Source organism: Saccharopolyspora halophila, from assembly GCF_039531955.1.
Classification (GTDB): Bacteria; Actinomycetota; Actinomycetes; order Mycobacteriales; family Pseudonocardiaceae; genus Saccharopolyspora; species Saccharopolyspora halophila.
Genome location: NZ_BAAARA010000021.1, coordinates 199,681 through 223,512, shown reverse-complemented (window position 1 = coordinate 223,512; position 23,832 = coordinate 199,681). Strand labels below are relative to the sequence as shown.

Annotated in this window: 20 protein-coding genes, 1 pseudogene and 1 riboswitch; of the genes and pseudogenes, 7 read left to right on the top strand and 14 right to left on the bottom strand. The window is 68.5% G+C overall.

Annotated features, from left to right (window positions below):
* Positions 1-125: 125 nt before the first annotated feature.
* Complete coding sequence (gene sbnA / locus ABD289_RS21955) at positions 126-1,121, bottom strand: 2,3-diaminopropionate biosynthesis protein SbnA (protein WP_344136189.1); 996 nt, start codon at positions 1,119-1,121, stop codon at positions 126-128.
* Positions 1,122-1,479: 358 nt separating this feature from the next.
* The gene (locus tag ABD289_RS21950; protein ID WP_344136186.1) at positions 1,480-1,794 is read right to left on the bottom strand and encodes a MazG nucleotide pyrophosphohydrolase domain-containing protein; all 315 of its coding nucleotides are present in this window, start codon (positions 1,792-1,794) and stop codon (positions 1,480-1,482) included.
* 115 nt (positions 1,795-1,909) lie between these two features.
* Between ABD289_RS21950 and ABD289_RS21945 the strand changes: the two genes are divergently transcribed.
* From ABD289_RS21945 to ABD289_RS21935, 3 genes are all read left to right on the top strand, one after another.
* Positions 1,910-3,022 carry a glycoside hydrolase family 183 protein gene (locus tag ABD289_RS21945; RefSeq protein WP_344136183.1) on the top strand — a complete coding sequence of 371 codons (1,113 nt, stop codon included), beginning with the start codon at positions 1,910-1,912 and terminating at the stop codon, positions 3,020-3,022.
* Positions 3,023-3,091: 69 nt separating this feature from the next.
* Positions 3,092-3,568: a hotdog fold domain-containing protein gene (locus tag ABD289_RS21940; protein WP_344136180.1), complete on the top strand. Its 477-nt coding sequence runs from the start codon at positions 3,092-3,094 to the stop codon at positions 3,566-3,568.
* Positions 3,569-3,709: 141 nt separating this feature from the next.
* Positions 3,710-4,501, top strand: coding sequence for an IclR family transcriptional regulator (locus ABD289_RS21935; RefSeq protein ID WP_344136177.1), 792 nt, complete (start codon positions 3,710-3,712; stop codon positions 4,499-4,501).
* Positions 4,502-4,772: 271 nt separating this feature from the next.
* On the opposite strand, the gene katG is transcribed toward ABD289_RS21935, so the two are convergent.
* Both katG and ABD289_RS21925 read right to left on the bottom strand, forming a co-directional pair.
* On the bottom strand, positions 4,773-6,983 hold the full coding sequence (gene katG, locus ABD289_RS21930; RefSeq protein ID WP_344136174.1) for a catalase/peroxidase HPI: 2,211 nt from the start codon (positions 6,981-6,983) through the stop codon (positions 4,773-4,775).
* The gene (locus tag ABD289_RS21925; RefSeq protein WP_344136171.1) at positions 6,976-7,443 is read right to left on the bottom strand and encodes a Fur family transcriptional regulator; all 468 of its coding nucleotides are present in this window, start codon (positions 7,441-7,443) and stop codon (positions 6,976-6,978) included. Before ABD289_RS21925 ends, katG begins: the two co-directional genes overlap by 8 nt.
* Before the next feature lie 297 nt (positions 7,444-7,740).
* Between ABD289_RS21925 and ABD289_RS21920 the strand changes: the two genes are divergently transcribed.
* Positions 7,741-8,973 (top strand): acyl-CoA dehydrogenase family protein, encoded by a 1,233-nt coding sequence (locus tag ABD289_RS21920; RefSeq protein WP_344136168.1) that lies wholly within the window; start codon positions 7,741-7,743, stop codon positions 8,971-8,973.
* On the opposite strand, the gene ABD289_RS21915 is transcribed toward ABD289_RS21920, so the two are convergent.
* The 10 genes and pseudogenes from ABD289_RS21915 to ABD289_RS21870 form a co-directional block, all read right to left on the bottom strand.
* On the bottom strand, positions 8,974-9,309 hold the full coding sequence (locus tag ABD289_RS21915) for a plasmid stabilization protein (protein WP_344136165.1): 336 nt from the start codon (positions 9,307-9,309) through the stop codon (positions 8,974-8,976). It abuts the gene before it with no gap.
* Positions 9,310-9,419: 110 nt separating this feature from the next.
* Positions 9,420-10,455, bottom strand: a pseudogene (locus tag ABD289_RS21910) (cytochrome P450); the annotation flags it as partial.
* Positions 10,456-10,464: 9 nt separating this feature from the next.
* A complete protein-coding gene (locus tag ABD289_RS21905) occupies positions 10,465-10,635 on the bottom strand; it encodes a helix-turn-helix domain-containing protein (RefSeq protein WP_344136162.1) in 171 nt (56 codons plus the stop codon).
* Positions 10,636-10,838: 203 nt separating this feature from the next.
* Positions 10,839-11,066 carry a formate dehydrogenase subunit delta gene (locus ABD289_RS21900; RefSeq protein ID WP_344136159.1) on the bottom strand — a complete coding sequence of 76 codons (228 nt, stop codon included), beginning with the start codon at positions 11,064-11,066 and terminating at the stop codon, positions 10,839-10,841.
* Positions 11,063-13,870: a formate dehydrogenase subunit alpha gene (fdhF, locus tag ABD289_RS21895; protein WP_344136156.1), complete on the bottom strand. Its 2,808-nt coding sequence runs from the start codon at positions 13,868-13,870 to the stop codon at positions 11,063-11,065. Before fdhF ends, ABD289_RS21900 begins: the two co-directional genes overlap by 4 nt.
* Positions 13,871-13,873: 3 nt before the next feature.
* On the bottom strand, positions 13,874-15,403 hold the full coding sequence (locus ABD289_RS21890; protein WP_344136152.1) for a formate dehydrogenase beta subunit: 1,530 nt from the start codon (positions 15,401-15,403) through the stop codon (positions 13,874-13,876).
* Entirely contained in the window at positions 15,400-15,858 is a 459-nt protein-coding gene (locus tag ABD289_RS21885) for an NADH-quinone oxidoreductase subunit NuoE family protein (protein WP_344136149.1), read from the bottom strand. The genes ABD289_RS21890 and ABD289_RS21885 overlap by 4 nt, the downstream gene beginning before the upstream one ends.
* Before the next feature lie 780 nt (positions 15,859-16,638).
* The gene (locus tag ABD289_RS21880; RefSeq protein WP_344136146.1) at positions 16,639-17,427 is read right to left on the bottom strand and encodes an ArsR/SmtB family transcription factor; all 789 of its coding nucleotides are present in this window, start codon (positions 17,425-17,427) and stop codon (positions 16,639-16,641) included.
* A gap of 148 nt (positions 17,428-17,575) precedes the next feature.
* Entirely contained in the window at positions 17,576-18,178 is a 603-nt protein-coding gene (locus tag ABD289_RS21875) for a hypothetical protein (protein WP_344136143.1), read from the bottom strand.
* A 156-nt stretch (positions 18,179-18,334) separates the two neighbouring features.
* A complete protein-coding gene (locus ABD289_RS21870; protein ID WP_344136140.1) occupies positions 18,335-18,796 on the bottom strand; it encodes a hypothetical protein in 462 nt (153 codons plus the stop codon).
* Between the two features lie 72 nt (positions 18,797-18,868).
* Here ABD289_RS21870 and ABD289_RS21865 point away from each other — a divergent pair, with 72 nt between their 5' ends.
* The 3 genes from ABD289_RS21865 to ABD289_RS21855 all read left to right on the top strand — a co-directional run bounded on the left by ABD289_RS21865 (position 18,869) and on the right by ABD289_RS21855 (position 23,824).
* Positions 18,869-19,552 carry a TetR/AcrR family transcriptional regulator gene (locus ABD289_RS21865; protein WP_344136137.1) on the top strand — a complete coding sequence of 228 codons (684 nt, stop codon included), beginning with the start codon at positions 18,869-18,871 and terminating at the stop codon, positions 19,550-19,552.
* Positions 19,553-19,969: 417 nt separating this feature from the next.
* Positions 19,970-20,183, top strand: a riboswitch (cobalamin riboswitch).
* A gap of 129 nt (positions 20,184-20,312) precedes the next feature.
* Positions 20,313-22,748 carry a ribonucleoside-diphosphate reductase subunit alpha gene (locus tag ABD289_RS21860; RefSeq protein WP_344136134.1) on the top strand — a complete coding sequence of 812 codons (2,436 nt, stop codon included), beginning with the start codon at positions 20,313-20,315 and terminating at the stop codon, positions 22,746-22,748.
* Entirely contained in the window at positions 22,745-23,824 is a 1,080-nt protein-coding gene (locus ABD289_RS21855) for a ribonucleotide-diphosphate reductase subunit beta (RefSeq protein ID WP_344136130.1), read from the top strand. The genes ABD289_RS21860 and ABD289_RS21855 overlap by 4 nt, the downstream gene beginning before the upstream one ends.
* Positions 23,825-23,832 lie beyond the last annotated feature (8 nt).

Below are 23,832 nucleotides of genomic sequence, written 5' to 3'. Positions count from 1 at the left end.
GGGTGCGGGGAATGCCCTCGGGCTCTCATCGGGTCTTCAGCGGGCACGGCCACGACCGGAATGCGGCCCCGAGCGCGCTCGCGCTGCCACCGGTGCGCACGCGCGGGCCGTTTCCGGAGCAGCTGCTAACCCGCGCAGCGCTCTCGAGCGGCCGCGAGCCACTCGTCGTCGTAGATCAGGTCCAGGTAGCGGTCGCCGCGATCCGGGAACACCGCCACCACCCGGCAGGGACGCGGAAGTTCCGGCAGCGCGCGCCGGATCGCGGCGATCACCGCACCGGTCGAGCCGCCCGCGAAGATTCCCTCGGTGGCCAGGAGATCCCGGCAGGCCTCGGCGGACTCCAGATCGTTCACGTGCACGACCTCATCGATCTCATCGGGACTCAGCAGCTCCGGGACGCGACTGGCACCGAGCCCTGGCACGTCCCGCTTCCCGGGCGCACCACCGAAGATCACCGAACCGACCGCGTCGACGGCCACCGCGCGCAGGTCCGGGAAGCTCTCCCGCATCCGCCGCGAACATCCCAGCAGGCTGCCGGTGGTGCTGACCGCACCGAACAGGTAGGACGGCGCGGTGACCAGCTGACGGCACAGCTCGGCCCCGGTCCCGTAGTAGTGCGCCTGCCAGTTGCAGTCGTTGGCGTACTGGTTGAGCCACACCGCGTTCGGCGAGTTCGCGACGATCTCCTGCACGCGGCGGACGCGGGTGTGCAGGTAACCGCCGGTCTCGTCCGGCTCGTCGACGATGTCGACCTCGGCCCCGATGCGGCGCAGGATGGCGACGTTGGCGGAGGCCGCTTTCGGGTCCAGCACGCAGGTGAACCGCAGTCCGTGAACGCGCGCCGCGATGGCGACCGCGATCCCGAAGTTGCCGGAACTGCTCTCGACCAGGTGACTACCCGGCCGGATGGTGCCCTGCCGCAGTCCACATTCGACGATGTGCTGCGCCGAGCGGTCCTTCATGCTCCCGCCGGGGTTCATCAGCTCCAGCTTCGCGATCACCTCCACGTCGGTTTCGGGGAACAGCCGGTTCAGCGCGACTGCGGGGGTATCTCCCACGCACTCGAGGACCGATCCGGCGACGGATTCGGCAACGGATTCGGCCAGGGTGTCGATAGCCACGTTTCTCCTCAGCTCGACGACCTGATCAAGCAGGGCGACAGCCGAGACGCTAACAAAGGTAAGGCTTACTTAATAGACTGCATTCGGGAGACCCATCGCACAAATAGCCGTTCCCGCCCGTTCGAGCAGGACATTCACCGCAAAAATCCGCGCGGCCGACCCCGCCCGAAACCTCTTGGGAAGAGGGAAGTTCCAGCGCACGAACGATCCGACCGAACAACTGGAAACAATTCATCCGAAAGAGGGTCGACAACGCCTGAGAATCGGATCAACACCATCCGGAAAGACGCACCGCGAGCGCGAAACGGAATTTCGTCATCCGTTCAGCGCAACGGCTACGCAGATTCGACACGAGCGGTCAACACCGCTCGGATTCCCAGACGAGCCACTTCTCCGCCACCGCGGAAGGCAGATCGACCCCGTGATGCCGGGCGAGCAACAACGTCTGGCACAGCACGTCGGCGATCTCGGCGCGGAACTCGGCGTCCAGCTGCGCGTCGTCGCGGCCCTTCGCGCGCGCCCGCCCCTGCCGCATCAGGAACGCCTGCGCCAGTTCGCCGACTTCCTCCTGCAGCTTGAGCACGTACCACTCGTCGGTCCGCTCGAACCCGAGCGAAGCCGCGTACCGCGCCGAAACACCTTCGACCCGCTCGGTCAACTCGTCGATCTCCATGCGGCCACGGTACGAATCACGGCCGACGCGACCACCCCCGACGCTTTCCCCGCCGCAGCCGAAAGCTTCCGCGAGCACGAGCACGTACGGTCGGTGTGGGTGGCGCACCCTGGCGTTGCAAGCGACAGAAGGCGAGACGAGCGGTTTGCGCAAGGTCAAGGACCTCACCGGGCCCGGCATCACGGACCACCTGGGGATCGGCGGCACCGACCTCGGGGTGTGCGCGCTGGCCCCGGACGGCCGGCTGGTGGCGGTGTTCGGCGACACGTTCGAGCGGGCGGGCGTCGGCGGCTCCGGATGGCGGTCGCCGGTCGTGGTCTTCGGCGATCCCACCGAGACCGCGCGCGGAATCCGCTGGACCGGGTCGGTGGGACCGCGCAAGGACTACGCCGACCAGGCGCTGCCGTACGCGCACGACTCGGTGATCCACGGGCGCAAGGTCAGCACCGTGCTGCCGACCGATGTGATCACCATCGGCAACGAGATGTTCCTGCACGTCATGGTGTGCGAGGGGCTGGGCAACGTGCACTGGACCGAGATCCACCGGTCCGGCGACAACGGGGAGACCTGGCAGCACACCGGAGCCACGTGGCCCGGCGATGCCCACGGCGGGCTCTTCCAGATGCTGACCTGGGAGCTCGGCGACGACGGCTACGTCTACGCCTTCTCCACCGGCTTCCAGCGGGACAAGGGGCTGATCCTCCAGCGGGTCCCCGCGGACCGGATCACCGAACCGGCGGCCTGGCAGGGCTGGGGCTTCCGCGACGGGCAGTGGGCCTGGCACAACCCGCCGACGATCGCGCTCACCGGCGCCTACGGCGAGCTGTGCATGCGCCGGGTCGAGGGCCGTTGGCTGCTGGCGCTGTTCGACGCGGGCAACTACCGGATCGACGTGCTGAACCTGGACGGGCCGACCGCGAACCTCTACGAGTCGGTGCGCGGCACGGTCCTGCACGGCTGCGCCTGGGGCTGCGAGGACCACGAAAGCGGCCACGCCGCGCAGCTCTACGGCGGCTACATCGTCCCGGGGTCCACTCTGGACGATCTGCACCTGGTGGTCAGCCAGTGGAACACCGAGCACAACTGGCCCTACAAGTCCATGCAGTTCGCCGGGCGAGTCCCCCGGGCCGGAGACGAGCCGCTCGCCCCGCCCGCGCCGCCGTCGGCGGGCGGCGCGGGCAGCGCGCTGCGGGCCGCGACCGAGCTCGCCCGCAAGTTCCTGTCCTGACCGGGCAATACGGCAACCCGGGAGACACCGCGGAGCGAAGTTACCAGCGGGTAATATAGGCTCACCGGTATGAGCTCCCAGACTCCGACCTTCGCGCTCTGGAACAAGCTGTCCAAGGTCTTCGGCGGCCGCGGCCTGTTCTCGCTGGGCGTGTCCCTCAAGGCCCCCTACTTCCGGACCGTGCTGCCGACCGTGCGGGAGATGGCGCCCGGCAGGTGCGTGGTCACCTCGCCGAAGTGGTGGGGTGTGCACAACCACATCGGCACCTACCACGCCATCGCCGCCTGCAACCTCGCCGAGGTCGCGATGGGCATGCTCGCCGAGGCGACCGTGCCCACCTCGCACCGCTGGCTGCCGAAGAAGATGCAGGTCGAATACCCCGCCAAGGCCGGAACCAGCCTGCGCGCGGTCGCCGAGCTGGATCGGATCCCGGAGTTCGCCGAAGAGGGCCGGGAGCTCGACGTGCCGGTCAACGTCTACGACAAGCAGGACAAGGTCGTCGTGCGCGCGACCATCACCATCTGGGTCACCCCGCGCAAGGGGTGACCGCCGGGACCGGTCGTTCGCAACGGCCGGTCCGCGGCGCCGCACCGCAGGCGCGAACGGGTGCCCGCGCCGCGGGGCCTCGCACCCCTCGACCGGGGTGTGCGGTGCGCTGACGACTCGCCCCGCACCGGGTGTGCCAGGATGCTGAGCGTGACCGACGAGGCATCTACTCCGACCCGACCCGGGGCGCAGGCCGTCGAACGCGCGCTGTCCGTGCTGCGCGCGCTCGAGGAGAGCGAGGACCCGCTCGGCATTACCCAACTCGCCCAGCGCACCGAACTCACCGTCAGCACGGCACACCGGCTGGCGCGAACGCTGGCCGACAACGGGATCCTGACCCAGGACGCGCTCACCGAGCGCTACCAGCTCGGTCCGGCGCTGGTCGTGCTGGGCGAGAAGGCCGCCGACCGGCTCGGCTACGAACGGGCGCTGCCCGCGCTGCGCGAGCTGGCGAACACCACCGGCGAGTCCATCAACCTGGGCATCCGCGCGGGCAACGACGTCCACGTCGTGCTGCGCGTCCCGTCCCCGCAGCCGCTGCGCTTCGACCAGCCCGCTGGTACCGCCATCCCGCTGCACCTGTCGGCCATGGGCAAGTGCCTGCTCGCATACGCCGACGACATCGATGCCCAGATCGACGGGCTCGGCCAGCTCGCGCGAGTCACCGATCGGTCGATCACCGAACGCGAGCAGCTCAAGGCCGAGCTCGAGCACGTCAGGGAGCGCGGCTGGGCGCTCAACGACGAGGAGCGGAATCCCGGCGTGCGCGCGATCGCCGTCCCGGTGCTGCACCAGCGCACCGCCATCGCGGCGATCGCGGTCCAGGGCCCGACGGTCCGGATCACCGAGGCCCGCCTGCCGGAGCTGACCGACCACCTGCAGCAGACGGCCGTCGCCGTCGCGCCCAACCTGGGACCCACCACGCACACCTAGGAGCTACTTCAGTTCGGGGTTTGCGGCGACAGTAGCTGTTTCAAGTGTGGGACTCAGCCCGCACCGCCGGGGGTTCTGACGTGTCGTGTGGCGAGGACAGCCGCGACGCCGCGTAGCCACTACTCAAGGAGCGGATCCCGCAGCCACACGGCGCGTCAGGTTCCCCTACCCGCACCGCGACGCAAACCCCGAGCTGAGATATCTCCTCAGACGCAAACCGGGGCCCCGTCCAGTGCGGACGAGGCCCCGGTTCGATGTCGCTAGATCTGGATCAGACCAGGTCGTAGCGGTCGAGGTTCATGACCTTGACCCAGGCCTTGACGAAGTCCTGGACGAACTTCTGCTTGGCGTCGTTCGAGGCGTAGACCTCGGCGATCGCGCGCAGCTCGGAGTTCGAACCGAAGACCAGGTCGGCGCGGGTACCGGTCCAGACGACCTCGCCGGAGGCGTCGGTGGCCTCGAAGGTCGACTTGTCCTCCGAGGTCGACTTCCACGTGTAGGCCATGTCGAGCAGGTTCACGAAGAAGTCGTTGGTCAGCACGCCCGGCTTGTCGGTGAACACGCCGTGCTTGGAAGCGTCGTAGTTGGCGCCCAGCACGCGCAGACCGCCGACCAGCACCGTCATCTCCGGAGCCGACAGGGTCAGCAGGTTCGCCCGGTCGATGAGGTTGTACTCGGCAGGCAGCGTGGCGGCCTTGCTGGCGTAGTTGCGGAAGCCGTCGGCGATCGGCTCCAGCGCGTTGAACGAGTCCGCGTCGGTGTGCTCCTCACCGGCGTCCACGCGACCCGGGGTGAAGGGCACCTCGACGTCGGTACCGGCGTCGGCGGCGGCCTTCTCGACCGCGGCGGAGCCACCCAGCACGATCAGGTCGGCCAGCGAGACCTTCTTGCCGAAGGCCTGCTGCACGCCCTCCAGGGTGGACAGCACGGTGGCCAGCTGCGCGGGGTTGTTGACCTCCCAGTCCTTCTGCGGCTGCAGGCGGATGCGAGCACCGTTGGCGCCGCCCCGCTTGTCGCTGCCGCGGAAGGTCGAGGCCGCGGCCCAGGCGGTGGAAACCAGCTGCGAGACGGTCAGACCCGAGTCGAGGATCTTGGCCTTGAGCGCCTTGACGTCCTCATCGGACAGCTGGTCGTAGTCGCCGGCCGGCAGCGGGTCCTGCCAGATCAGGTCCTCTTCCGGGACCTCCGGGCCGAGGTACAGCGACTTCGGGCCCATGTCGCGGTGGGTCAGCTTGAACCAGGCGCGGGCGAACGCGTCGGCGAACTGCTCCGGGTTCTCCATGAACCGGCGCGCGATCGGCTCGTAGATCGGGTCGACCTTCAGCGACACGTCCGTGGTCAGCATGTTCGGCGCGATCTTCTTGGACGGGTCGTGCGCGTCCGGGACCGTGCCTTCGCCGGCACCGCCCTTCGGACGCCACTGCCAGGCGCCACCCGGGCCCTCGAAGACCTCCCACTCGAAGCTGAAGAGGTTCCAGAGGAAGTTGGTGCTCCACCGGGTCGGCGTGGTGGTCCAGGTGACCTCCAGACCGCTGGTGATGGTGTCGGCGCCCTTACCGGTTCCGTAGTTGTTCTTCCAGCCCAGGCCCTGCAGCTCGAGGTCGGCGCCTTCCGGGTCGGCCTCGAGGTTGGAGTCCGGGGCCGCGCCGTGGGTCTTGCCGAAGGTGTGACCACCGGCGATCAGCGCGACGGTCTCCTCGTCGTTCATCGCCATCCGGCCGAAGGTCTCGCGGATGTCCCGCGCGGCGGCCAGCGGGTCCGGGTGGCCCTCCGGCCCCTCCGGGTTGACGTAGATCAGACCCATGTGGGTCGCGCCCAGCGAGGGCTCCAGCTCGCGCTCGCCCGACTCGGTCGAGATGCGCTTGTCGCTGCCCAGCCAGGTGGTCTCCGAGCCCCAGTAGACGTCGTCCTCGGGCTCCCACTGGTCGACGCGGCCACCGCCGAAGCCGAAGGTCTCGAAGCCCATCGACTCCAGCGCGACGTTGCCCGCCAGGATCATCAGGTCGCCCCAGGACAGGCTCTGGCCGTACTTCTGCTTGACGGGCCACAGCAGACGGCGCGCCTTGTCCAGGCTGACGTTGTCCGGCCAGGAGTTCAGCGGCGCGAAGCGCTGCTGGCCGTGGCCACCACCGCCGCGGCCGTCGCTGATCCGGTAGGTGCCGGCGGAGTGCCAGGCCATCCGGATGATCAGCGGTCCGTAGTGGCCGAAGTCCGCGGGCCACCAGTCCTGCGAGGTGGTCAGCACCTCTTCGATGTCCCGCTTGACCGCGGGCAGGTCCAGCGAGTTGAACGCCGCGGCGTAGTCGAAGTCCTCGCTCAGCGGGTTCCCGGCCGGGTGGTGCTTGGCCAGGATCTTCACGTTCAGGCGGTTCGGCCACCAGTCGCGGTTGGCGTCGCCCTGCGTGGGGTGGGTGAGGCCTCCGTGCGCGACCGGGCAACCCCCAGTTTGGTTCGTCTCTTGAGCGTCAGGGCTGTCAGTCACGGGAAATCCCTTCCGGATCATCTTCTTGTTCGGGTGTTGCACCGGGGGCGCACGTCGGGCAGACCCCCCAGTAGATGACCTCGGCCTCGTCGATGACGAAACCGTTGGAGTCGGACGCCGTCAGGCATGGCGCTGTGCCGACGGAGCAATCGACATCGTGGATCACGCCGCACGACCGGCACACGACGTGGTGGTGGTTGTCCCCGACCCGCGCCTCGTAGCGGGCCACGGTCCCCATCGGCTGGATCCGGCGCACCAGGCCAGCCGTGGTGAGCGCGCGCAGGACGTCGTAGACGGCCTGGTGCGACACCTTGGGCAGGTCCTCGCGGACCAGCCCGATGATCGAATCCGTGTCGGCGTGCGCGTGTTCGTGCACCGCGGACAGCACCGCGAGCCGAGGCCGCGTCACGCGCAGCTCGACCTCGCGCAGCATGCGCTCGTAGTCCGCTGTCCCAGGCATGCCCGAAGTCTGCCGCACTTTCTGGAATTAATCAAGAGAATGCTGCATTCGCCACGTAGTGTCATCAGAACGTCGCGCACCGTCCACTCGGCATTCACCGCGGACCGCCCCTCGGCGCACCGACGGCCCGGCCGCTCGGGAGGTGCGAGGCGCGCACGAGCGTCGGCGAGCGGCGGACCAGCGGTGAATCGCACGACCGCTCCGGGCTTTTCGGCGATACCGCGAAACCGCTTGACAGGCGGGGCGGTTCAACGATGATCTTCAGGTTCCCGGTCTCACCCGATGAAGGGAGTCAGCTTGAGCCGCACCGAGAATCCCGCCTCCCGCTGGAGCGACCAGCGACCACCGGAGACCGCCGACGAGTGGATCAAGCGCGCGCGGGAGGTCGCCGGGATCCTCGGCGAGGACGCCGTCGCCCGCGACCGCGCGGGCCTGCCCCCGCACCAGGAGGTGGCGCTGCTCAAGGAGGCGGGACTGGTCACGCTGATGGGACCGGTCGAGCACGGCGGCGCCGGGCAGAACTGGATCACCGCCTACCGCGTGGTGCGCGAGGTCGCCTCCGGGGACGGCTCCATCGGACAGCTGCTCGGGCACCACTACGCCTGGGCCTGGGCGATGCGGCTGGTCGGCACCCCGGAGCAGATCGCCGAAACCGAGGAGCACTACACCACCAACAACTTCTTCTTCGGCGGCGTGGTCAACCCGAGGGACGCGGACCTGCTGGTCACCGATGACGGCGATGCGCTCGTCTTCCGCGGCAAGAAATTCTTCTCCACCGGCAGCAAGGTCTCGGACCTGACGCTGCTGGAAGGAGCGTTCGCCGACACCGGCCGGCACGTGTTCGCCGTCGTCCCGTCCGCGCACGAGGGGATCGTCTTCGGCGACGACTGGGACAACCTCGGCCAGCGGCTCACCGAATCCGGCAGCGTCGAGATCAACGACGTGCGGGTCCCCTGGTCGGCGGCGGCGGGCTACGTCGACAAGCAGTTCGAGCAGACGGCCTACGGCACGCTCAACGCGCCGACCTTCCAGCTGGTGTTCACCAACTTCTACCTGGGCATCGCCCAGAGCGCGATGCGCGCCGGGCTGGCCTACACGCGCGGGCACACCCGCGCCTGGCCCTACGGCGGGGAGGGCAAGCGGTCCGGGGCCGAGGAGTTCTACGTCCTCGAGGGCTACGGTGATCTGCAGTCCAAGCTGTGGGCGGCGGAGACCCTCGCCGACGCGGCCGGCGTGAACCTCGCCCAGCTGCTGCATTCCGAGCGGAACGCGGTCACCGCCGAGCAGCGCGGCCGCGCCGCCGTGCTCATCGCCGCGGCCAAGCAGCGCGCCATCGAAGTGGGTCTCGAGGTGGCCAACCGCATCTACGAGCTCACCGGAGCCCGCGCCACCGCCAACTCGGTCGGCCTGGACATCCACTGGCGCAACCTGCGCACCCACAGCCTGCACGACCCGATCGCCTACAAGCGCACCGAAGTGGGCCGCTACGCCCTGCTGGGCGAACTGCCCGCGCCCACGGCCTACACGTGATCAGCTGCGCGCCAGGGCCTTCTCCAGTTCCTTCTTGGTCATCTTCGAGCGGCCCTTGATGTTCTGGCGCCGGGCGTCCTCGTAGAGCTGCTGCTTGGTGCGCCCACCCGGCCCGCTCCGATTGCCCGACCGCAGACCACCGCGCCGCTGCGGCGGGATGTCCTCCGTGGAGACCTTGCTGCGCTGCTTCGCGCTGCCCTGCTGGGCGCGGTTCTTGTTCACCGTGCGGGCCGCGATCTCCTTGGCCCTGCTCTTGCTGGAACCGCGCTCCTCGACCTGCTCCTCGATGTGCTCGTACTGCCGTTCCTGCTTCTCGTTCCAGGCGCTCTGCGGCATCACGGCCTCCCGTCCCAGGTGTCACGAACTCGCGGCGCTCGGCAACGCCGGTACGGGAATTCCCCGATCGCACCACCGGCCAAACCCACCCCGACGGGGCTTCGCTCTCCTCACCTCCGCCGGAGGTGGACCGGGAGGCCGTCCACCGGGACCGGCAGGGAGACGTAGTCCCACTTGACCTCGTAGCCGGGTGCGACCGTCCACGTGTAGTTGCGGAGCATCTCGTGCAGCAGGAGCTTCACCTCGAGGGTGCCGAAGTGCAGTCCGATGCACTTGTGCGCACCACCGCCGAAGGGAATCCAGGCCAGCCGGTGCGATTTGTACTCGCGGCGGGGCTCGGCGAAGCGCTCCGGGTCGAAGGCGAACGGGTCCGTCCAGTGCTCGGCGGAGAAGTGGTTGAGGTGCGGCGAGACGCTGACCATCGTGCCCGCCGGAATGTGATGACCGAGCACAGCGGTGTCGCGGACGGCCGTGCGGACCATCGACGGCACCGGAGCGACCAACCGCAACGCCTCCTTGATGATCAGGTCGAGGGATCGCAGGCTCTCCAGCGCCTCGACATCCGGGAGGTCCTCGCCGAGCGCGAGGGATTCCGCCCTGGCGCGCTCCTGTCACTCGGGGTGCTTGGCGAGGTAGTGGGCCACCGCCGTACTGGTGATGGTCGAGGTGTCGTGCGCGGCCATCACCAGGAAGATCATGTGGTTGATGACGTCCTGGTCGCCGAAGCGCTCGCCGTCCTCGCTGCGCGTGGCACAACGCCGAGAACAGGTCGTCGCCCTCGGCGGCACGCGCGGAGTCGATGTTGTCGGCGAAGTAGCGCTCCAGCAGCTTCCGTCCCGCCAGCCCCGCGGCCCAGCGACCACCGGGGATCGGGAAACGCACCACGGCCGTGGGCGCGCGCACCGAGTCCACGAACGCGCGGTTGACCCGGTCGGCCTCGGGGCCGCTGCGCCGGTCCATGAACACGCGCGTCGCCACGTCCAGGGTCAGCTGCTTGAGCAGCCAGTACAGCCGCGGCCTGTCCTGATCTCCCCACGCCGCGACCCCGTCGCGCAGCGTCGGGCCCATCTGATCGACGTAGCCGGTGAGGGGCTGCCGGGTGCCGTGCCGTGCCGTGCCCGGGGTGAAAGCCTGCTGCTTGACTTGCTCCCCTGCCTAAAGGCGGGGGATTCCCACCGGGTTCACCCGACGCTGCTCGGCAAACCACGCGCGAGTCCTCGCATCCAGAGCGAGATTGTAGACCCTGCGGACACAACCGAAGGTGCGCAGCAGCTCACTACGCTGCGCATCGGTCGGATAGAAGCGGTACCTAAACGCCCGCTTCACCTGCGTCCTACCCACACCTCACGAACTAACACGTCAATATATAGGAGCCGATCTTGGGTGGACGCCGAAGAACACCCGGGACCGCCCCACCTAAAAAAGGCCAGCACGGACGCCGCGGAACCGACCGGCCACTGAGCTCCGCGCGCGAGCGCCGCCCACCGCAACCGGTGGACGGCGCTCGACCGGAGCCGCGCGGGCCGTCCTCAGCGGCTGTCGCGGAGCTTCTGGGCCGCTTCGCGGGCCAGCGGGTGCAGGTCCTGCGGGTTGTCGTCGAGGATCTGGTCCAGTTCGGACTTCATCCGCGGATCCCAGAACATCTTGATGTGGTTGGCGATCGCACCGGCGGCCTCCCGAGCCGACTTGTGCGTGAACTGCACCGCGATGTCGTTGGCCATCCGGGCCTGCGGGGAGATCTCGGTATCGCTCGTCATTCGCTCAGCACCGCCTGCCGCTCCTCGGTGCCGGTCTGCTCGGGCACCACCGCGTGCCCGACCTGCACCGCCGTGACCTTGTACTCCGGGCAGTTGGTGGCCCAGTCCGAGCTCTCCGTGGTGACCACGTTGGCACCGGTGGTCGGGTGGTGGAACGTCGTGTAGACCACGCCCACCGGCATCCGGTCGGAGATTTCGGCCTTGAGCCTCGTGGTGCCGACCCGGCTGGACATCGCCACCAGATCGCCGGTGGAGATGCCGCGCTCCTCGGCGTCGTGCGGGTGGATCTCCAGCACGTCCTCCGGGTGCCAGGCCACGTTCGCGGTGCGCCGGGTCTGGGCGCCGACGTTGTACTGCGACAGGATCCGGCCCGTGGTCAGCACCAGCGGGTAGCGACGCGTGCTGCGCTCGCGGGTGGCCACGAACGGGGTGGGCACGAACTTGCCCTTGCCGCGGACGAACTCGTCCATGTGCATCACCGGGGTGCCCTCGGGCGCGTTGTCGTTGCACGGCCACTGCACGCTGCCCAGCTTGTCCAGCTTTTCGAACGACACGCCGGCGAAGGTCGGTGTCACCGAGGCGATCTCGTCCATGATCTGGCTCGAGCTGTCGTAGTGCATGTCGTAGCCCATCGCCTGCGCGATCTCGCAGGCCACCTGCCACTCGTCCTTGCCGGGCTTGGCCGCCATCACCGGGCGGACCCGGTTGATCCGCCGCTCGGCGTTGGTGAAGGTGCCGTCCTTCTCCAAGAACGAGGTACCGGGCAGGAACACGTGCGCGAACTTGGCCGTCTCGTTGAGGAACAGGTCCTGCACCACCACGAGTTCCATGGCCTCCAGCGCGGCGTGCACGTGCTGGACGTTCGGGTCGGACTGGGCGATGTCCTCGCCCTGCACGAACAGGCCGTGGAAGCTGCCCGCGACCGCGGCGTCGAACATGTTCGGGATCCGCAGCCCCGGCTCGTCGAGGATCGTTGTGTCCCAGAGCTTCTCGAACACCTCGCGGACCGCGTCATCGGCGACGTGCCGGTACCCGGACAGCTCGTGCGGGAACGAGCCCATGTCGCAGGAGCCCTGCACGTTGTTCTGACCGCGCAGCGGGTTGACCCCGACGCCCTCGCGGCCGATGTTCCCGGTGGCCATCGCGAGGTTGGCCATGCCCATCACCATCGTCGAGCCCTGGCTGTGCTCGGTGACGCCCAGCCCGTAGTAGATCGCGCCGTTGCCGCCGGTGGCGTAGAGCCGGGCGGCGGCCCGGACGTCCTCGGCCGGAACCCCGGTGATGTCCTCGACGGATTCCGGGCTGTTCTCCTCGCGGGCGATGAAATCGGCCCACTCGTCGAACTCCTCGCACCGCTCGTCGACGAAGGACCGGTCGACCAGCCCTTCGGTGACCACCGTGTGCGCCATGGCGTTGACCATCGCCACGTTCGTCCCGGGCGCGAGCTGCAGGTGGTGACTGGCCTCGATGTGCGGGCTGCGCACCAGATCGATGCGACGCGGGTCGATCACGATCAGCTTCGCGCCCTCCCGCAACCGCCGCTTCATCCGGGAGGCGAACACCGGGTGCCCGTCGGTCGGGTTGGCCCCGATCACCACGATCACGTCGGACTCGGCGACGGAGCGGAAGTCCTGCGTGCCCGCGGAGGTGCCGAAGGTCTGCTTGAGCCCGTACCCGGTCGGCGAGTGGCACACCCGCGCGCAGGTGTCGACGTTGTTGTTGCCGAAGGCGGCGCGCACCATCTTCTGCACCGCGAAGACCTCTTCGTTGGTGCAGCGCGAGGAGGTGATGCCGCCGATCGCACCGCCGCCCTTGCGGGCCTGGATGTCCGAGAACTTCTCGGCGACGTACGAGATCGCGGTGTCCCAGTCGGTTTCGCGCCACTCGTCGGTGATCTTCTCCCGGACCATCGGCTTGGTCCGCCGGTCCGGGTGAGTGGCGTAGCCGAAGGCGAAACGCCCCTTCACGCAGGAGTGGCCCTCGTTGGCGCCGCCGTCCTTGTAGGGCACCATGCGCACCAGCTCGTCACCCCGCAGCTCGGCCTTGAACGAGCAACCCACCCCGCAGTAGGCGCAGGTCGTCAGCACCGAGCGGTTCGGCATGCCCAGGTCGACCACCGACTTCTCCTGCAAGGTGGCGGTCGGGCAGGCCTGCACGCAGGCCCCGCAGGACACGCAGTCGGAGTCCATGAAGGCCTCGTCGTTGCCCGCGACGACCTTGGAGTCGAAGCCGCGCCCGGAGATCGTCAGCGCGAACGTGCCCTGCACCTCGTCGCAGGCGCGCACGCAGCGCGAGCACACGATGCACTTGGAGGCGTCGAAGTCGAAGTACGGGTTGCTGGAATCCGTCGGCGCGTCGAGGTGGTTCTCCCCCTCGTAGCCGTAGCGGACCTGGCGCAGCCCGACCACGCCGGACATGTCCTGCAGCTCGCAGTCCCCGTTGGCCGAGCAGGTCAGGCAGTCCAGCGGGTGATCCGAGATGTAGAGCTCCATGACGCCCTGGCGGAGCTTCTCCAGCCGCGGCGTCTGCGTGCGCACCTTCATGCCTTCGGCCACGGGCGTGGTGCAGGAGGCCGGCGTGCCCCGCTTGCCGTCGATCTCGACCAGGCAGAGCCTGCAGGATCCGAAGGCCTCCAGGCTGTCGGTGGCGCAGAGCTTGGGGATGTCGGTGCCGGATTCGGCCGCGGCGCGCATCACCGACGTGCCCTCCGGCACGGTGATCGGCGCGCCGTCGATCTCGAGGTGGACGGTGGCTTCGCCGGGCCGTGCGGGAGTGCCGTAGTCGGGTTCCTTCAGCAAGCCCATCGTCTACTTCGCCTCCTTCTGGAAGTCCTCGGGGAAGTGCGCGAGCGCACTTCGCACCGGGTTGGGAGTGAGGCCGCCCATCGCGCACAGCGAGCCGTCGGTCATCAGTTCGCACAGATCGTTGAGCACGCCGAGATTGCCGTCGCGGTCCTGACCACCGGTGATCTTGTCGATGGTCTCCACGCCGCGAACGGCGCCGACCCGGCACGGAGTGCACTTGCCGCAGGACTCCTCGGCGCAGAACTCGAAGGCGAAGCGAGCCATCGCGGCCATGTCGGCGGTGTCGTCGAAGACGACGATGCCCCCGTGCCCGACCATCGCCTCGGCCTCGGCGAGCGCCTCGTAGTCCATCGGCAGGCCGAACTTCTCGGGTGGCACGTACGAGCCCAGCGGACCGCCGATCTGCACCGCGCGCACCGGGCGGCCGGATCGCGTGCCGCCGCCGTAGCCGTTGACCAGCTCGTCGATGCTCAAGCCGAACGCGGTCTCGAACGCACCGCCGCGCGCGATGTTGCCCGCCAGCTGGAACACCTGCGTGCCCAGCGAACGTCCCACCCCGAGCTCGGCGTAGGACTGGGCCCCGTCGGCGAGGATCGTCGGAACGCTGGCCAGCGTGAGCACGTTGTTGACCGCGGTCGGCTTGCCGAACAGTCCGTTGATCGCCGGGATCGGCGGCTTCGGGCGGACCATCCCGCGGTTGCCCTCCAAGCTCTCCAGCATGGAGGTCTCCTCACCGCAGATGTAGGCGCCCGCACCGACCCGCACGTGGAGGTCGAACTTCAGCTCAGTGCCCAGGACCCGCTCGCCGAGCCAACCGGCGCTATAAGCGGCGTCGATCGCGCGGCGCAAGGTGCGCACCGCGTCCGGGTACTCGGAGCGGACGTAGATGTAGCCCTCGGTGGCCTGGACCGCGTGGGCGGCGATGAGCATGCCCTCGATCAGGCAGAACGGATCGCCCTCCATCAGCATCCGGTCGGCGAAGGTGCCGGAATCCCCCTCATCGGCGTTGCAGCACACGAACTTCGTCGGTCCCTCGGTCTGCAGCACCGTGTTCCACTTGATGCCCGCTGGGAACCCGGCTCCGCCACGCCCGCGCAGCCCCGAGGAGGTGACCTCCTCGACCACCGCGGCAGGCGTCATCTCGAGCGCCTTGCGCAACCCGCTGAGACCGCCGTGGTTCTCGTAGTCCGCCGGGTCCACCGGGTCGATGACGCCGACGCGCGCGAAGCACAACCGCTGCTGATCGCGCATCCACGGCAGCTCCTCCACCGGCCCCTGGCGCAGCTCGTGATCGGCCCCCTCGAGCATCCCGGCGGCCACCAGCTCGGGGACCGCCCCGGGAGTCACCGGGCCGTAGCCGATCCGTCCCCGCTCGGTCTCGACCTCGACCAGCGGTTCGAGCCACAGCATTCCGCGAGTGCCGTTGCGCACCAACCGGATCCGCTCGCCGGCCTCGGCCTCGATGGCGGCGGCGACCTCGTCGGCCCCGACCGAGACCGCCGAGGAGTCCTGGGGAACGTAAATGGTGATCATGCGCGACGCTCCGCGAGGATCTCGACGAGCCGGCTGCGGTCCACCCGGCCGTACATCTTGCCGTTGATCTGCGCCGACGGTCCCAACGCGCAGTTCCCCAGGCAGAACACCTGGTCGAGCGTCACCGAACGATCCGGGGTCGTTTGCCCGCACTTGACGCCGAAGACCTGCTCGGCGTCGGCGACGACCTGTTCGGCGCCGACCGACTGGCAGGCCTCGGCCCGGCACAGGCGCACCGTGGTGGTTCCTGCGGGTTCGGAGCGGAAATCGGTGTAGAAGCTGACGACACCGTGCACATCGGCCCGCGAGATGTTGAGTTCCTCGGCGAGCACCGGAACGACCTGTGGATCGATCCAGCCGAACTCCTCCTGCAATTGATGCAGGATGGGTAGCAATGCGCCTCGTTCACCGCGATGTGCTTGGACCACGCCGCGCACGCGTTCCGCATTCGTCATCCGCGTACTCCACTCCGTCGTAGATTGGCTCTACGGTCGCGCCAGCGGAGCGATACTTCAATGCAGGACTGTTTATGCAGCGATAAGCAGCGCGTATCGAAGGCCGCCCACCGTACCCTTCACAACCCATAGTGCCTGTGCAGCGCCCACGGCGCCCGGTGGAACGACGGATGATCGGGCCAGACCGCGATGACCTTGTTTCAGCCATCCGCCGTACACCGCGCGGCGCTGACGACCGGCCCCCACCGGTCCTCGGTGCCGCACCGCTCGTGCGGAATCGGAGTTCGGTCGTCCCCGCGGCCTTGCCACCGATCCCGGCGAGGGCCAAACTGGACGCGGCGAATTCGGGATTCGTTTCCCGCCGATGGGATTCGGTGGAGCGGTTGTGCGATCAGCACGGCCGAACACCGCTTCCGACAGCTCGGCGAACCGATCCATTCGCCCGATGGTTTCGCTTGGAGGAAACTATGCGCTGGGAAACGCCCGACTACACCGTGATCGAGACCTGCGCCGAAGCGACCGGCTACCTGCACCGGGGTGACTGAGGCTCGCCCCCGCAAGGCCGGTCTCAGCGGTCGCGATCGGTGTCGGACCTGCGCCGCGACCGCCGCATAGGTGCCGCGGGTCCTTCGTGGCCGATGTTCCCGGGCCCGAAGGACCCCGCGGCGCCGCACGTTCGCACGGCCCGGCCGCGCTCCCGCGCCGCCGGGTCCCTCGCGCGGAAGCGCGTAGTGCGAACGTCCAGCCCTCGCAGGAGAAACCCGGCCTCGAGCCCGGACCTCACTCGGGTTCCGGGAGCGCCTCGCCGGTCTCGAGCAGGGTCTTGAGGCTGGCGAGCAGGGCGGGCCAGCCCTCGCTGACGGACGCGCGCACGGCGCTGCCCGGTTCGAAGCCGTCGTGGACCACGGTGAGCTTGACCAGTTCCCCGAGCTGTTCGATCTCGTAGGTGACCTTGGACAGCGGTTCCTCGGCCGCCTTGGCCATCGTCTCGGCGGGCAACCCCGCGGCCTCGCCGAACTCGGCGGTCATCAGGTGCCAGGTGTAGGAGAGCCTGCGGGGCGGATCGGCCTCCAGCACGACCTGCTTCGGGTCGGCGACGGTCAGCCCGAACATCTTCCAGCTCATCTCCGAGCCCACCGCCCAGTCGGTCTCGAAGGTCACGCCCCAGTACCGCTCGGTGAAGGCCGGGTCGGTCAACGCCTGCCAGAGGCGCTCCGGGGTGGTCTTGATGTAGGTCGTGTAGACGAATTCCTCGCTCATCGGCTGCTGCTCCAATGCCGTCTTGAGGTCGGCGAGCGCTCCCGCCCGCGCGCGGTCGTATCGACTGATCCAGCGGTCGGCGATGGCGTTGATCGGCACGGCGTTGAGGTGGTGCAGCTTCTCCCTGCCCCGCCACCGCGTGGTCACCAGGTTCGCCGCCTCCAGCACCGCGAGGTGCTTGCTGACCGATTGCCTGGCCATGTCCAGCTCCTGGCACAACTCGCGCAGGGTCTGCCCGTTCCGGGCGTTCAGGCTGTCGAGCAACCGCCTCCGGTTCGGATCAGCCAGCGCCTTGAACACCTCGTCCACGCGACAACTCCAATATGCAACCATCCGGCTGCCTAAATATAGGCAGCCTTCCGGCTGCACGTCAAGCGGCGCAAGTCGACGCCTTCGCGGCCCCAAAAAGGAGTGGCCCGGTCGCTTCCGGGAAGCGACCGGGCCACTGGACGCCGGATCAGGAGATGGTCACCTCGCTGGGCAGTTGCAGCGTGCCGCTGAGCGTCGCGCTGGTGCCGCCATCGCAGAAACCGCTCTCGCTGATCGGGAACGACTCGTTCGAGTTGGCGGTCAGCTGATGCGTCCCGTTGTCCCAGCCGTTGCCGGGCACCGCGACGTTGTCCACCGTGATCTCGCAGACCCCGCCGATGTCGACGGTCGCGCTGGCCTGGCTGATGTCCACGCTGGTGGTGCCGGTCGCCGCCGCCAGCCACTGACCGGACGCGGTGACCGTGGTGGTGGCCGAGGGCATCAGCGTGTTGGTGCAGTTGGTGATGGTCGGCGGTGCCGGGTTGCCCGCGGAGTCCACCGTGCCCGCGACCGCCGGGTCACCACCGGTGGGCGCGAGGACGTTTCCGTCGACGGTGCCGCATCTGACCTCGGTGCCGCTGTTCGAGCGCATGACCAGTTCCGATCCGCTCGCCAACGCGACCGGCTCCACGGTGTCCTGCGGATTCCACTGCACGGCCTGGGTCGTCGCGGCCTGCGCGACCGAGCCGCCCGCGAGGGCAAACGCCGCGATCATCGCCGCGCCGAGGGTCCTGTATCGACCGGTGTTCATCCCGTCCTCCTGTCGTCGAGGCACGCCTCGCCCGGCGGCAGCGCAATTCGCGCCTGCCGCGGAATGGTTTCGGTGTTCGTCGCCGATTCGAGGCCGCGCCGGGTGAAAGTTATAGAAACACGTATGTTTCCAAAGCGCAACGAAGCCTCGAGCCGGCTATGCGTGCCGTGCGCGAGCGGCTGCGGACAAAAGCGGGGTCAAGCGAGTGAGCTTATGGGCCAAACGAGTGTGGTCGACGGTTTCCCTGCGTAGCTCCTCGCGAATGATCTCGCGCACGGCGCCGACCACGAATTCGATCTTGGTGCGATGTTCCGGCTCGCCGCAGACCACGATGAGCTCGGTGATGGTGCTGGTCATCCGCTGCCTGGCGGCCAAGGCAAGGCTTTCCAACTCGGGATGGGCGCAGTTCTCCCCGCCGCCGAAGTAGATCCGCGCCGCTGCCGGATTCTCGGCCAGCCAGGTGATTAGCGCCTCGACGACGGCCGCGTACCGATCCGCGCAATCGCGATTCTCCGAACACGCCCGGCTGCAGGCTCGATACCACTCCTCGATCGCCGAGCGAAACGAGGTCGAGGAATCCGAAATCGAGTGATCGCGTTCGCTTTCCGGAAGGTGCACGCGGGCACGGTAGCGGGCCGGTAGCCTCGTCGAAAGGACTTGCCCTTCGATGACGAGCGAGGTAGCAGGCAGGTGAGCGCCAGGGTTCCGCGGGAGCCGCGGAAGTTGCCGCCGGGCAGGCACGGGATCCCGGCGGACGAGGTCGCGGGCGACCAGCGGGGACGAATACTCGCCGCGGTCGTCTCCTGCGTCGGCGAGTCCGGTTACGCCAAGGCCACCGTCGAGGACTTCATCGGCCGCGCCGGCGTTTCGCGGAAGACCTTCTACCAGCACTTCGCCAACAGGGAAGCGGCCTTCCTCGCCGCCTACGACGAAGTGGCCGAGCGGGTCACCTCGGCCGCGCAGAAGGCCTACTCCGCCCAGGACGATCTGGTGGCCAGCGCTCGCGCCGCCCTCGAGTGCACGCTGCGCGAACTCGCGGCGGACCCCGACGCGGCCGTGCTCGGCATCGTCGAGGTCTTCGCCGCAGGCCCCAAGGCGCTGGAGCGGCGCAGCGAGATCCTCGGCCGCCTGACCGACCTGATGACCGAGCAGACCAAAGATCTGCCGGAATCCGCGCCCGGCCCGAACTTCACGGCCGAAGTCGTGGTGGGCGCGGTCCTCGAGGTGCTGTACAACCGCGTGCGCCGCGGCGAGGCCCGGCAGCTCCCCGAACTGCTCCCCGACCTGCTCTACTGCGCCATCGCCCCGTTCGTCGGCCACGACCGCGCCGCCGAGGAGCGAACCGCACAGCTCCACCAGAGCGCCCGGAGCTGAACGCGCACCCATCCCGCCGAGCACGCGTCGTGTTCGGCGCTCAGCGGTCCGAAAGACCACCACGCGCTGGCTTCATCCGGCTCCACCTCGGGATGCCGACCTCCCGCGACGAGCCGGTACATCCGACACCACGGCCGGTCATTCTGCGGCCCCAAATGACATCGACGGCGACGGGGACGGTCGTTGTAACGAGTAGCTGCAAGAGCACAGCCCGCAAGAGCGGCGCGGGCGGTGGGCTCCTCTTCGCCCTGGAGCGTCGATTCACCCGAGCATCCAACACGGCATGCGTCGAAACGCGCCGCCTTGACGACGATGCGGGGCCGCCATCTCCGCCCCCGCCCGGCACTCGGGAACTCACCAATGCCGCATCGCGACACGCGCATATAGGCATCCGGGGCATCTCTACCCCCAACATGTAGAGTGATGCGTGCTGGTGGTTCACCGGGCCGAACGGGCTCGGTGTGGCAACAGGGAACCCGGTGCGATTCCGGGACTGCCCCGCAGCGGTGAACGGGAACGACCGCCGTCAACGGCACTGGGCGCGATGCGCCTGGGAAGCGACGGCCAGTAGGACCGGCCATTCGGCCGGCCGCCCGTGAGTCCGAAGACCTGCCACCGGCGCGCGCACGAGAGGTGCGCGCCAGTCCGGGACCTCGCGGGAGGGTCCGCGCGGACGCACGACGGCGGATCGCGCCGTCGTGCTCGCGTGCTCGCCGCCGGTTCCGGGCGTGCCTTCCGAGCTCGCGAGGAGAGAGTCCCGGTGACCGAGTCGCCCACCGCAACACCAACCGCTCCCCCGATCACCGTCCGATACCCCGGCGGCGAGTTCGCCCCGCTGGACTGGCATCGGGTGTCCACAGTGGTCGAGCAGGCCTGCGCAGGCCTCGCGGACGTGCGCCCCGAATCCGTGCTGGCCGAGGTGCGCCGCAACATCTACGACGGCATCGCTCGTGCGGAGCTCGCCGAGGCGCTGACGTTGTCGGCGCGCACGCTGGTCGAGACCGAGCCGAACTACTCGCAGGTCACCGCACGGCTTCTGCTGGACAACCTGCGCGGCGAGGCGCTGACCTCGCTGGCGGGCAGGCAGCAGGAAGCCGATCAGGATCAGATGCGCACGCGCTATGCGGAGTACTTCGCCGATTACGTGCGTCGCGGGGTCGAGCTGGGGCAGCTGGACCCCGAACTGGCCGCTTTCGACCTCACCAGGATCGGTGCGGAGATCGAACCCGACCGCGATCTGGCGTTCGACTTCCTGGGCCTGCAGACGCTCTACGACCGGTACCTGCTGCACCACGACGGCATCCGCTACGAACTGCCGCAGGCGTTCTTCCTGCGAGTCGCGATGGGGCTCGCGCTGCGCGAGGACGACCGCGAGGGTCGCGCCATCGAGTTCTACCGGCTGCTCTCGTCGTTCGACTTCATGTGCTCGACCCCGACGCTGTTCAACGCGGGAACCACTCGCTCCCAGCTGTCCTCGTGCTTCCTGACCACTGTGGACGATGATCTCGGAGCGATCTTCCGCTCCTACCAGAACAACGCGCTGCTGGCCAAGTACTCCGGCGGCCTGGGCAACGACTGGACCCCCGTGCGGGGAATCGGTGCGCACATCCGCGGCACCAACGGCGAATCGCAGGGCGTCGTGCCGTTCCTCAAGATCGCCAACGACACCGCGGTGGCGGTCAACCAGGGCGGCAAGCGCAAGGGGGCCGTGTGCGCGTACCTGGAGACCTGGCACATCGACGTCGAGGAGTTCCTCGACCTGCGCAAGAACACCGGTGACGACCGGCGTCGCACGCACGACATGAACACCGCCAACTGGGTTCCCGACGAGTTCGTGCGCCGAGTCGAGGCCGACGAGCAGTGGACCCTGTTCTCCCCCGACGAGACGCCTGACCTGCACGATCTGTACGGCAGCGCGTTCGCCGAGCGCTACCGCGAGTACGAGGCAGCCGCCGAGCGCGGCGAGATCCGCGTGCACAAGCAGGTGCGGGCCGTGGACCTGTGGCGGCGGATGCTGACCCTGCTCTTCGAGACCGGGCACCCGTGGATCACCTTCAAGGACCCGTGCAACCTGCGTTCCCCGCAGCAGCACGCGGGCGTGGTGCACTCGTCGAACCTGTGCACCGAGATCACGCTCAACACCAGCGCCGACGAGGTCGCGGTGTGCAACCTGGGCTCGATCAACCTCGCCCGGCACGTCACCCCCGACGGCCTGGATCGCGAGCGCCTGGCCGCCACCACGCGCACCGCGGTGCGCATGCTCGACAACGTCATCGACATCAACCTCTACACCATCGACGAGGCCCGCGATTCCAACCTGCGGCACCGCCCGGTGGGTCTCGGCTTGATGGGCTTCTCCGATGCGCTGCTGCGCCAGGGCATCGCGATGGCCTCGCCGCAGGCGGTGGAGTTCGCCGACCGCAGCATGGAGGAGATCTCCTACCACGCGATCTCGGCGTCGTCCGCGCTCGCCGAGGAGCGGGGGAGCTACGAGTCCTTCGAGGGGTCGCTGTGGAGCCGGGGCGTGCTGCCCATCGACTCGCTGGACCTGCTCGGTCGTTCGCGGGGCGGTGACGAGTTCGACCGATCGACCGCGTTGGACTGGGATCCGCTGCGAGAATCGTTGCGCGCCAACGGGATGCGCAACTCGAACGTGATGGCGATCGCCCCGACCGCGACCATCGCCAACATCTGCGGCGTCGGCCAATCCATCGAACCGCTGTACCGCAACCTGTACGTGAAGTCGAACATGTCCGGCGATTTCACCGTGGTGAACCCGTACCTGGTCGAGGACCTCAAGCGCGCCGGGCTCTGGGACGAGGCGATGGTCGCCGAGCTGAAGTTCTTCGACGGTTCCCTCGGCCCCATCGACCGGGTGCCCGACGAGTTGAAGACCCGCTACGCCACGGCTTTCGAGATCGAACCGCAATGGCTGGTCGAGGCCGCCGCGCGCAGGCAGAAGTGGATCGACCAGGCCCAGTCGCTGAACCTGTACCTGGCCACGCCCAGCGGCCGCAAGCTCGACGAGCTCTACCGGCTGGCCTGGCGCAAGGGCCTCAAGACCACCTACTACCTGCGCTCCTCCAGCGCCACGCACGTGGAGAAGAGCACGCTGCGCGGCACCGACGGCAAGCTCAACGCCGTGCCCGCCGCCTCCTGTTCCGTCGACGACACCGATTGCGAAGCCTGCCAGTGACTGCGGAGACCAACCCGCCGAACGCCACGACCGGACTCGGCGAGATCGACCGCGGGGCCGGTCGCGTCGACGTCGCCGACAAGGCGATGATCAACTCCCGCGCCGACGTCAACCAGCTGCTGCCGCTGAAGTACGGGTGGGCCTGGGACAAGTACCTCAACGGCTGCAACAACCACTGGATGCCCACCGAGGTGTCCATGCAGGCCGACATCGCGCTGTGGAAGTCCCGCGACGGCCTCACCGACGACGAGCGCACCATGCTCAAGCGCAACCTGGGATTCTTCGCCACCGCGGAATCGCTGGTGGCCAACAACATCGTGCTCGCCGTCTACCGCCACCTCACCAACCCGGAGTGCAGGCAGTACCTGCTGCGGCAGGCGTTCGAGGAAGCGGTGCACACGCACACCTTCCAGTACATCTGCGAGAGTCTCGGGCTCGACGAGGGCGAGCTGTTCAACGCCTACCGGGAGATCCCGTCGATCGCGGACAAGGACGCGTGGGCGCTGCGCTACACGCAGAACCTGGAGGATCCGGACTTCGCCACCGGAACCCCGGAAGCCGACCAGGCGTTCCTGCGCGACCTCATCGCCTTCTACGTGATCTTCGAGGGGATGTGGTTCTACACCGGTTTCGCGCAGATCCTCTCGCTCGGCAGGCGCAACAAGATGGTCGGCATCGCCGAGCAGTACCAGTACATCCTGCGCGACGAGTCGATCCACCTGAACTTCGGCATCGACTGCGTCAACCAGATCAAGCTGGAGAACCCGCACCTGTGGAGCCCGGAGTTCCAGCAGGAGGCCCGCACCATGCTGCGCGAAGCCTGCGAACTGGAGACCGCCTACGGGCGGGACACGTTGCCGCGCGGGATGCTCGGGCTCAATGCCGAGCTGTGCGAGCAGTACATGCGGTTCATCACCAACCGCCGCTGCACCCAGCTCGGCCTGGAGCCGGTCTTCGAGCCCACCGAGAACCCGTTCCCGTGGATGTCCGAGGCGATGGATCTGAAGAAGGAGAAGAACTTCTTCGAAACCCGGGTCACCGAGTACCAGACCGGAGCCGCGCTGACGTGGGACTGAGCGCGGCT

Coding starts and splice junctions, on each gene's coding strand:
- ABD289_RS21950 (WP_344136186.1), bottom strand. CDS start 1,794: ATGGAGATCGACGAGTTGACCGAGCGGGTCGAAGGTGTTTCGGCGCGG.
- fdhF (WP_344136156.1), bottom strand. CDS start 13,870: ATGGGCTTGCTGAAGGAACCCGACTACGGCACTCCCGCACGGCCCGGC.
- ABD289_RS21900 (WP_344136159.1), bottom strand. CDS start 11,066: ATGACGAGCGATACCGAGATCTCCCCGCAGGCCCGGATGGCCAACGAC.
- ABD289_RS21915 (WP_344136165.1), bottom strand. CDS start 9,309: ATGCCGCAGAGCGCCTGGAACGAGAAGCAGGAACGGCAGTACGAGCAC.
- ABD289_RS21925 (WP_344136171.1), bottom strand. CDS start 7,443: ATGCCTGGGACAGCGGACTACGAGCGCATGCTGCGCGAGGTCGAGCTG.
- ABD289_RS21940 (WP_344136180.1), top strand. CDS start 3,092: ATGAGCTCCCAGACTCCGACCTTCGCGCTCTGGAACAAGCTGTCCAAG.
- ABD289_RS21885 (WP_344136149.1), bottom strand. CDS start 15,858: ATGACGAATGCGGAACGCGTGCGCGGCGTGGTCCAAGCACATCGCGGT.
- ABD289_RS21890 (WP_344136152.1), bottom strand. CDS start 15,403: ATGATCACCATTTACGTTCCCCAGGACTCCTCGGCGGTCTCGGTCGGG.
- ABD289_RS21875 (WP_344136143.1), bottom strand. CDS start 18,178: ATGAACACCGGTCGATACAGGACCCTCGGCGCGGCGATGATCGCGGCG.
- ABD289_RS21935 (WP_344136177.1), top strand. CDS start 3,710: ATGCTGAGCGTGACCGACGAGGCATCTACTCCGACCCGACCCGGGGCG.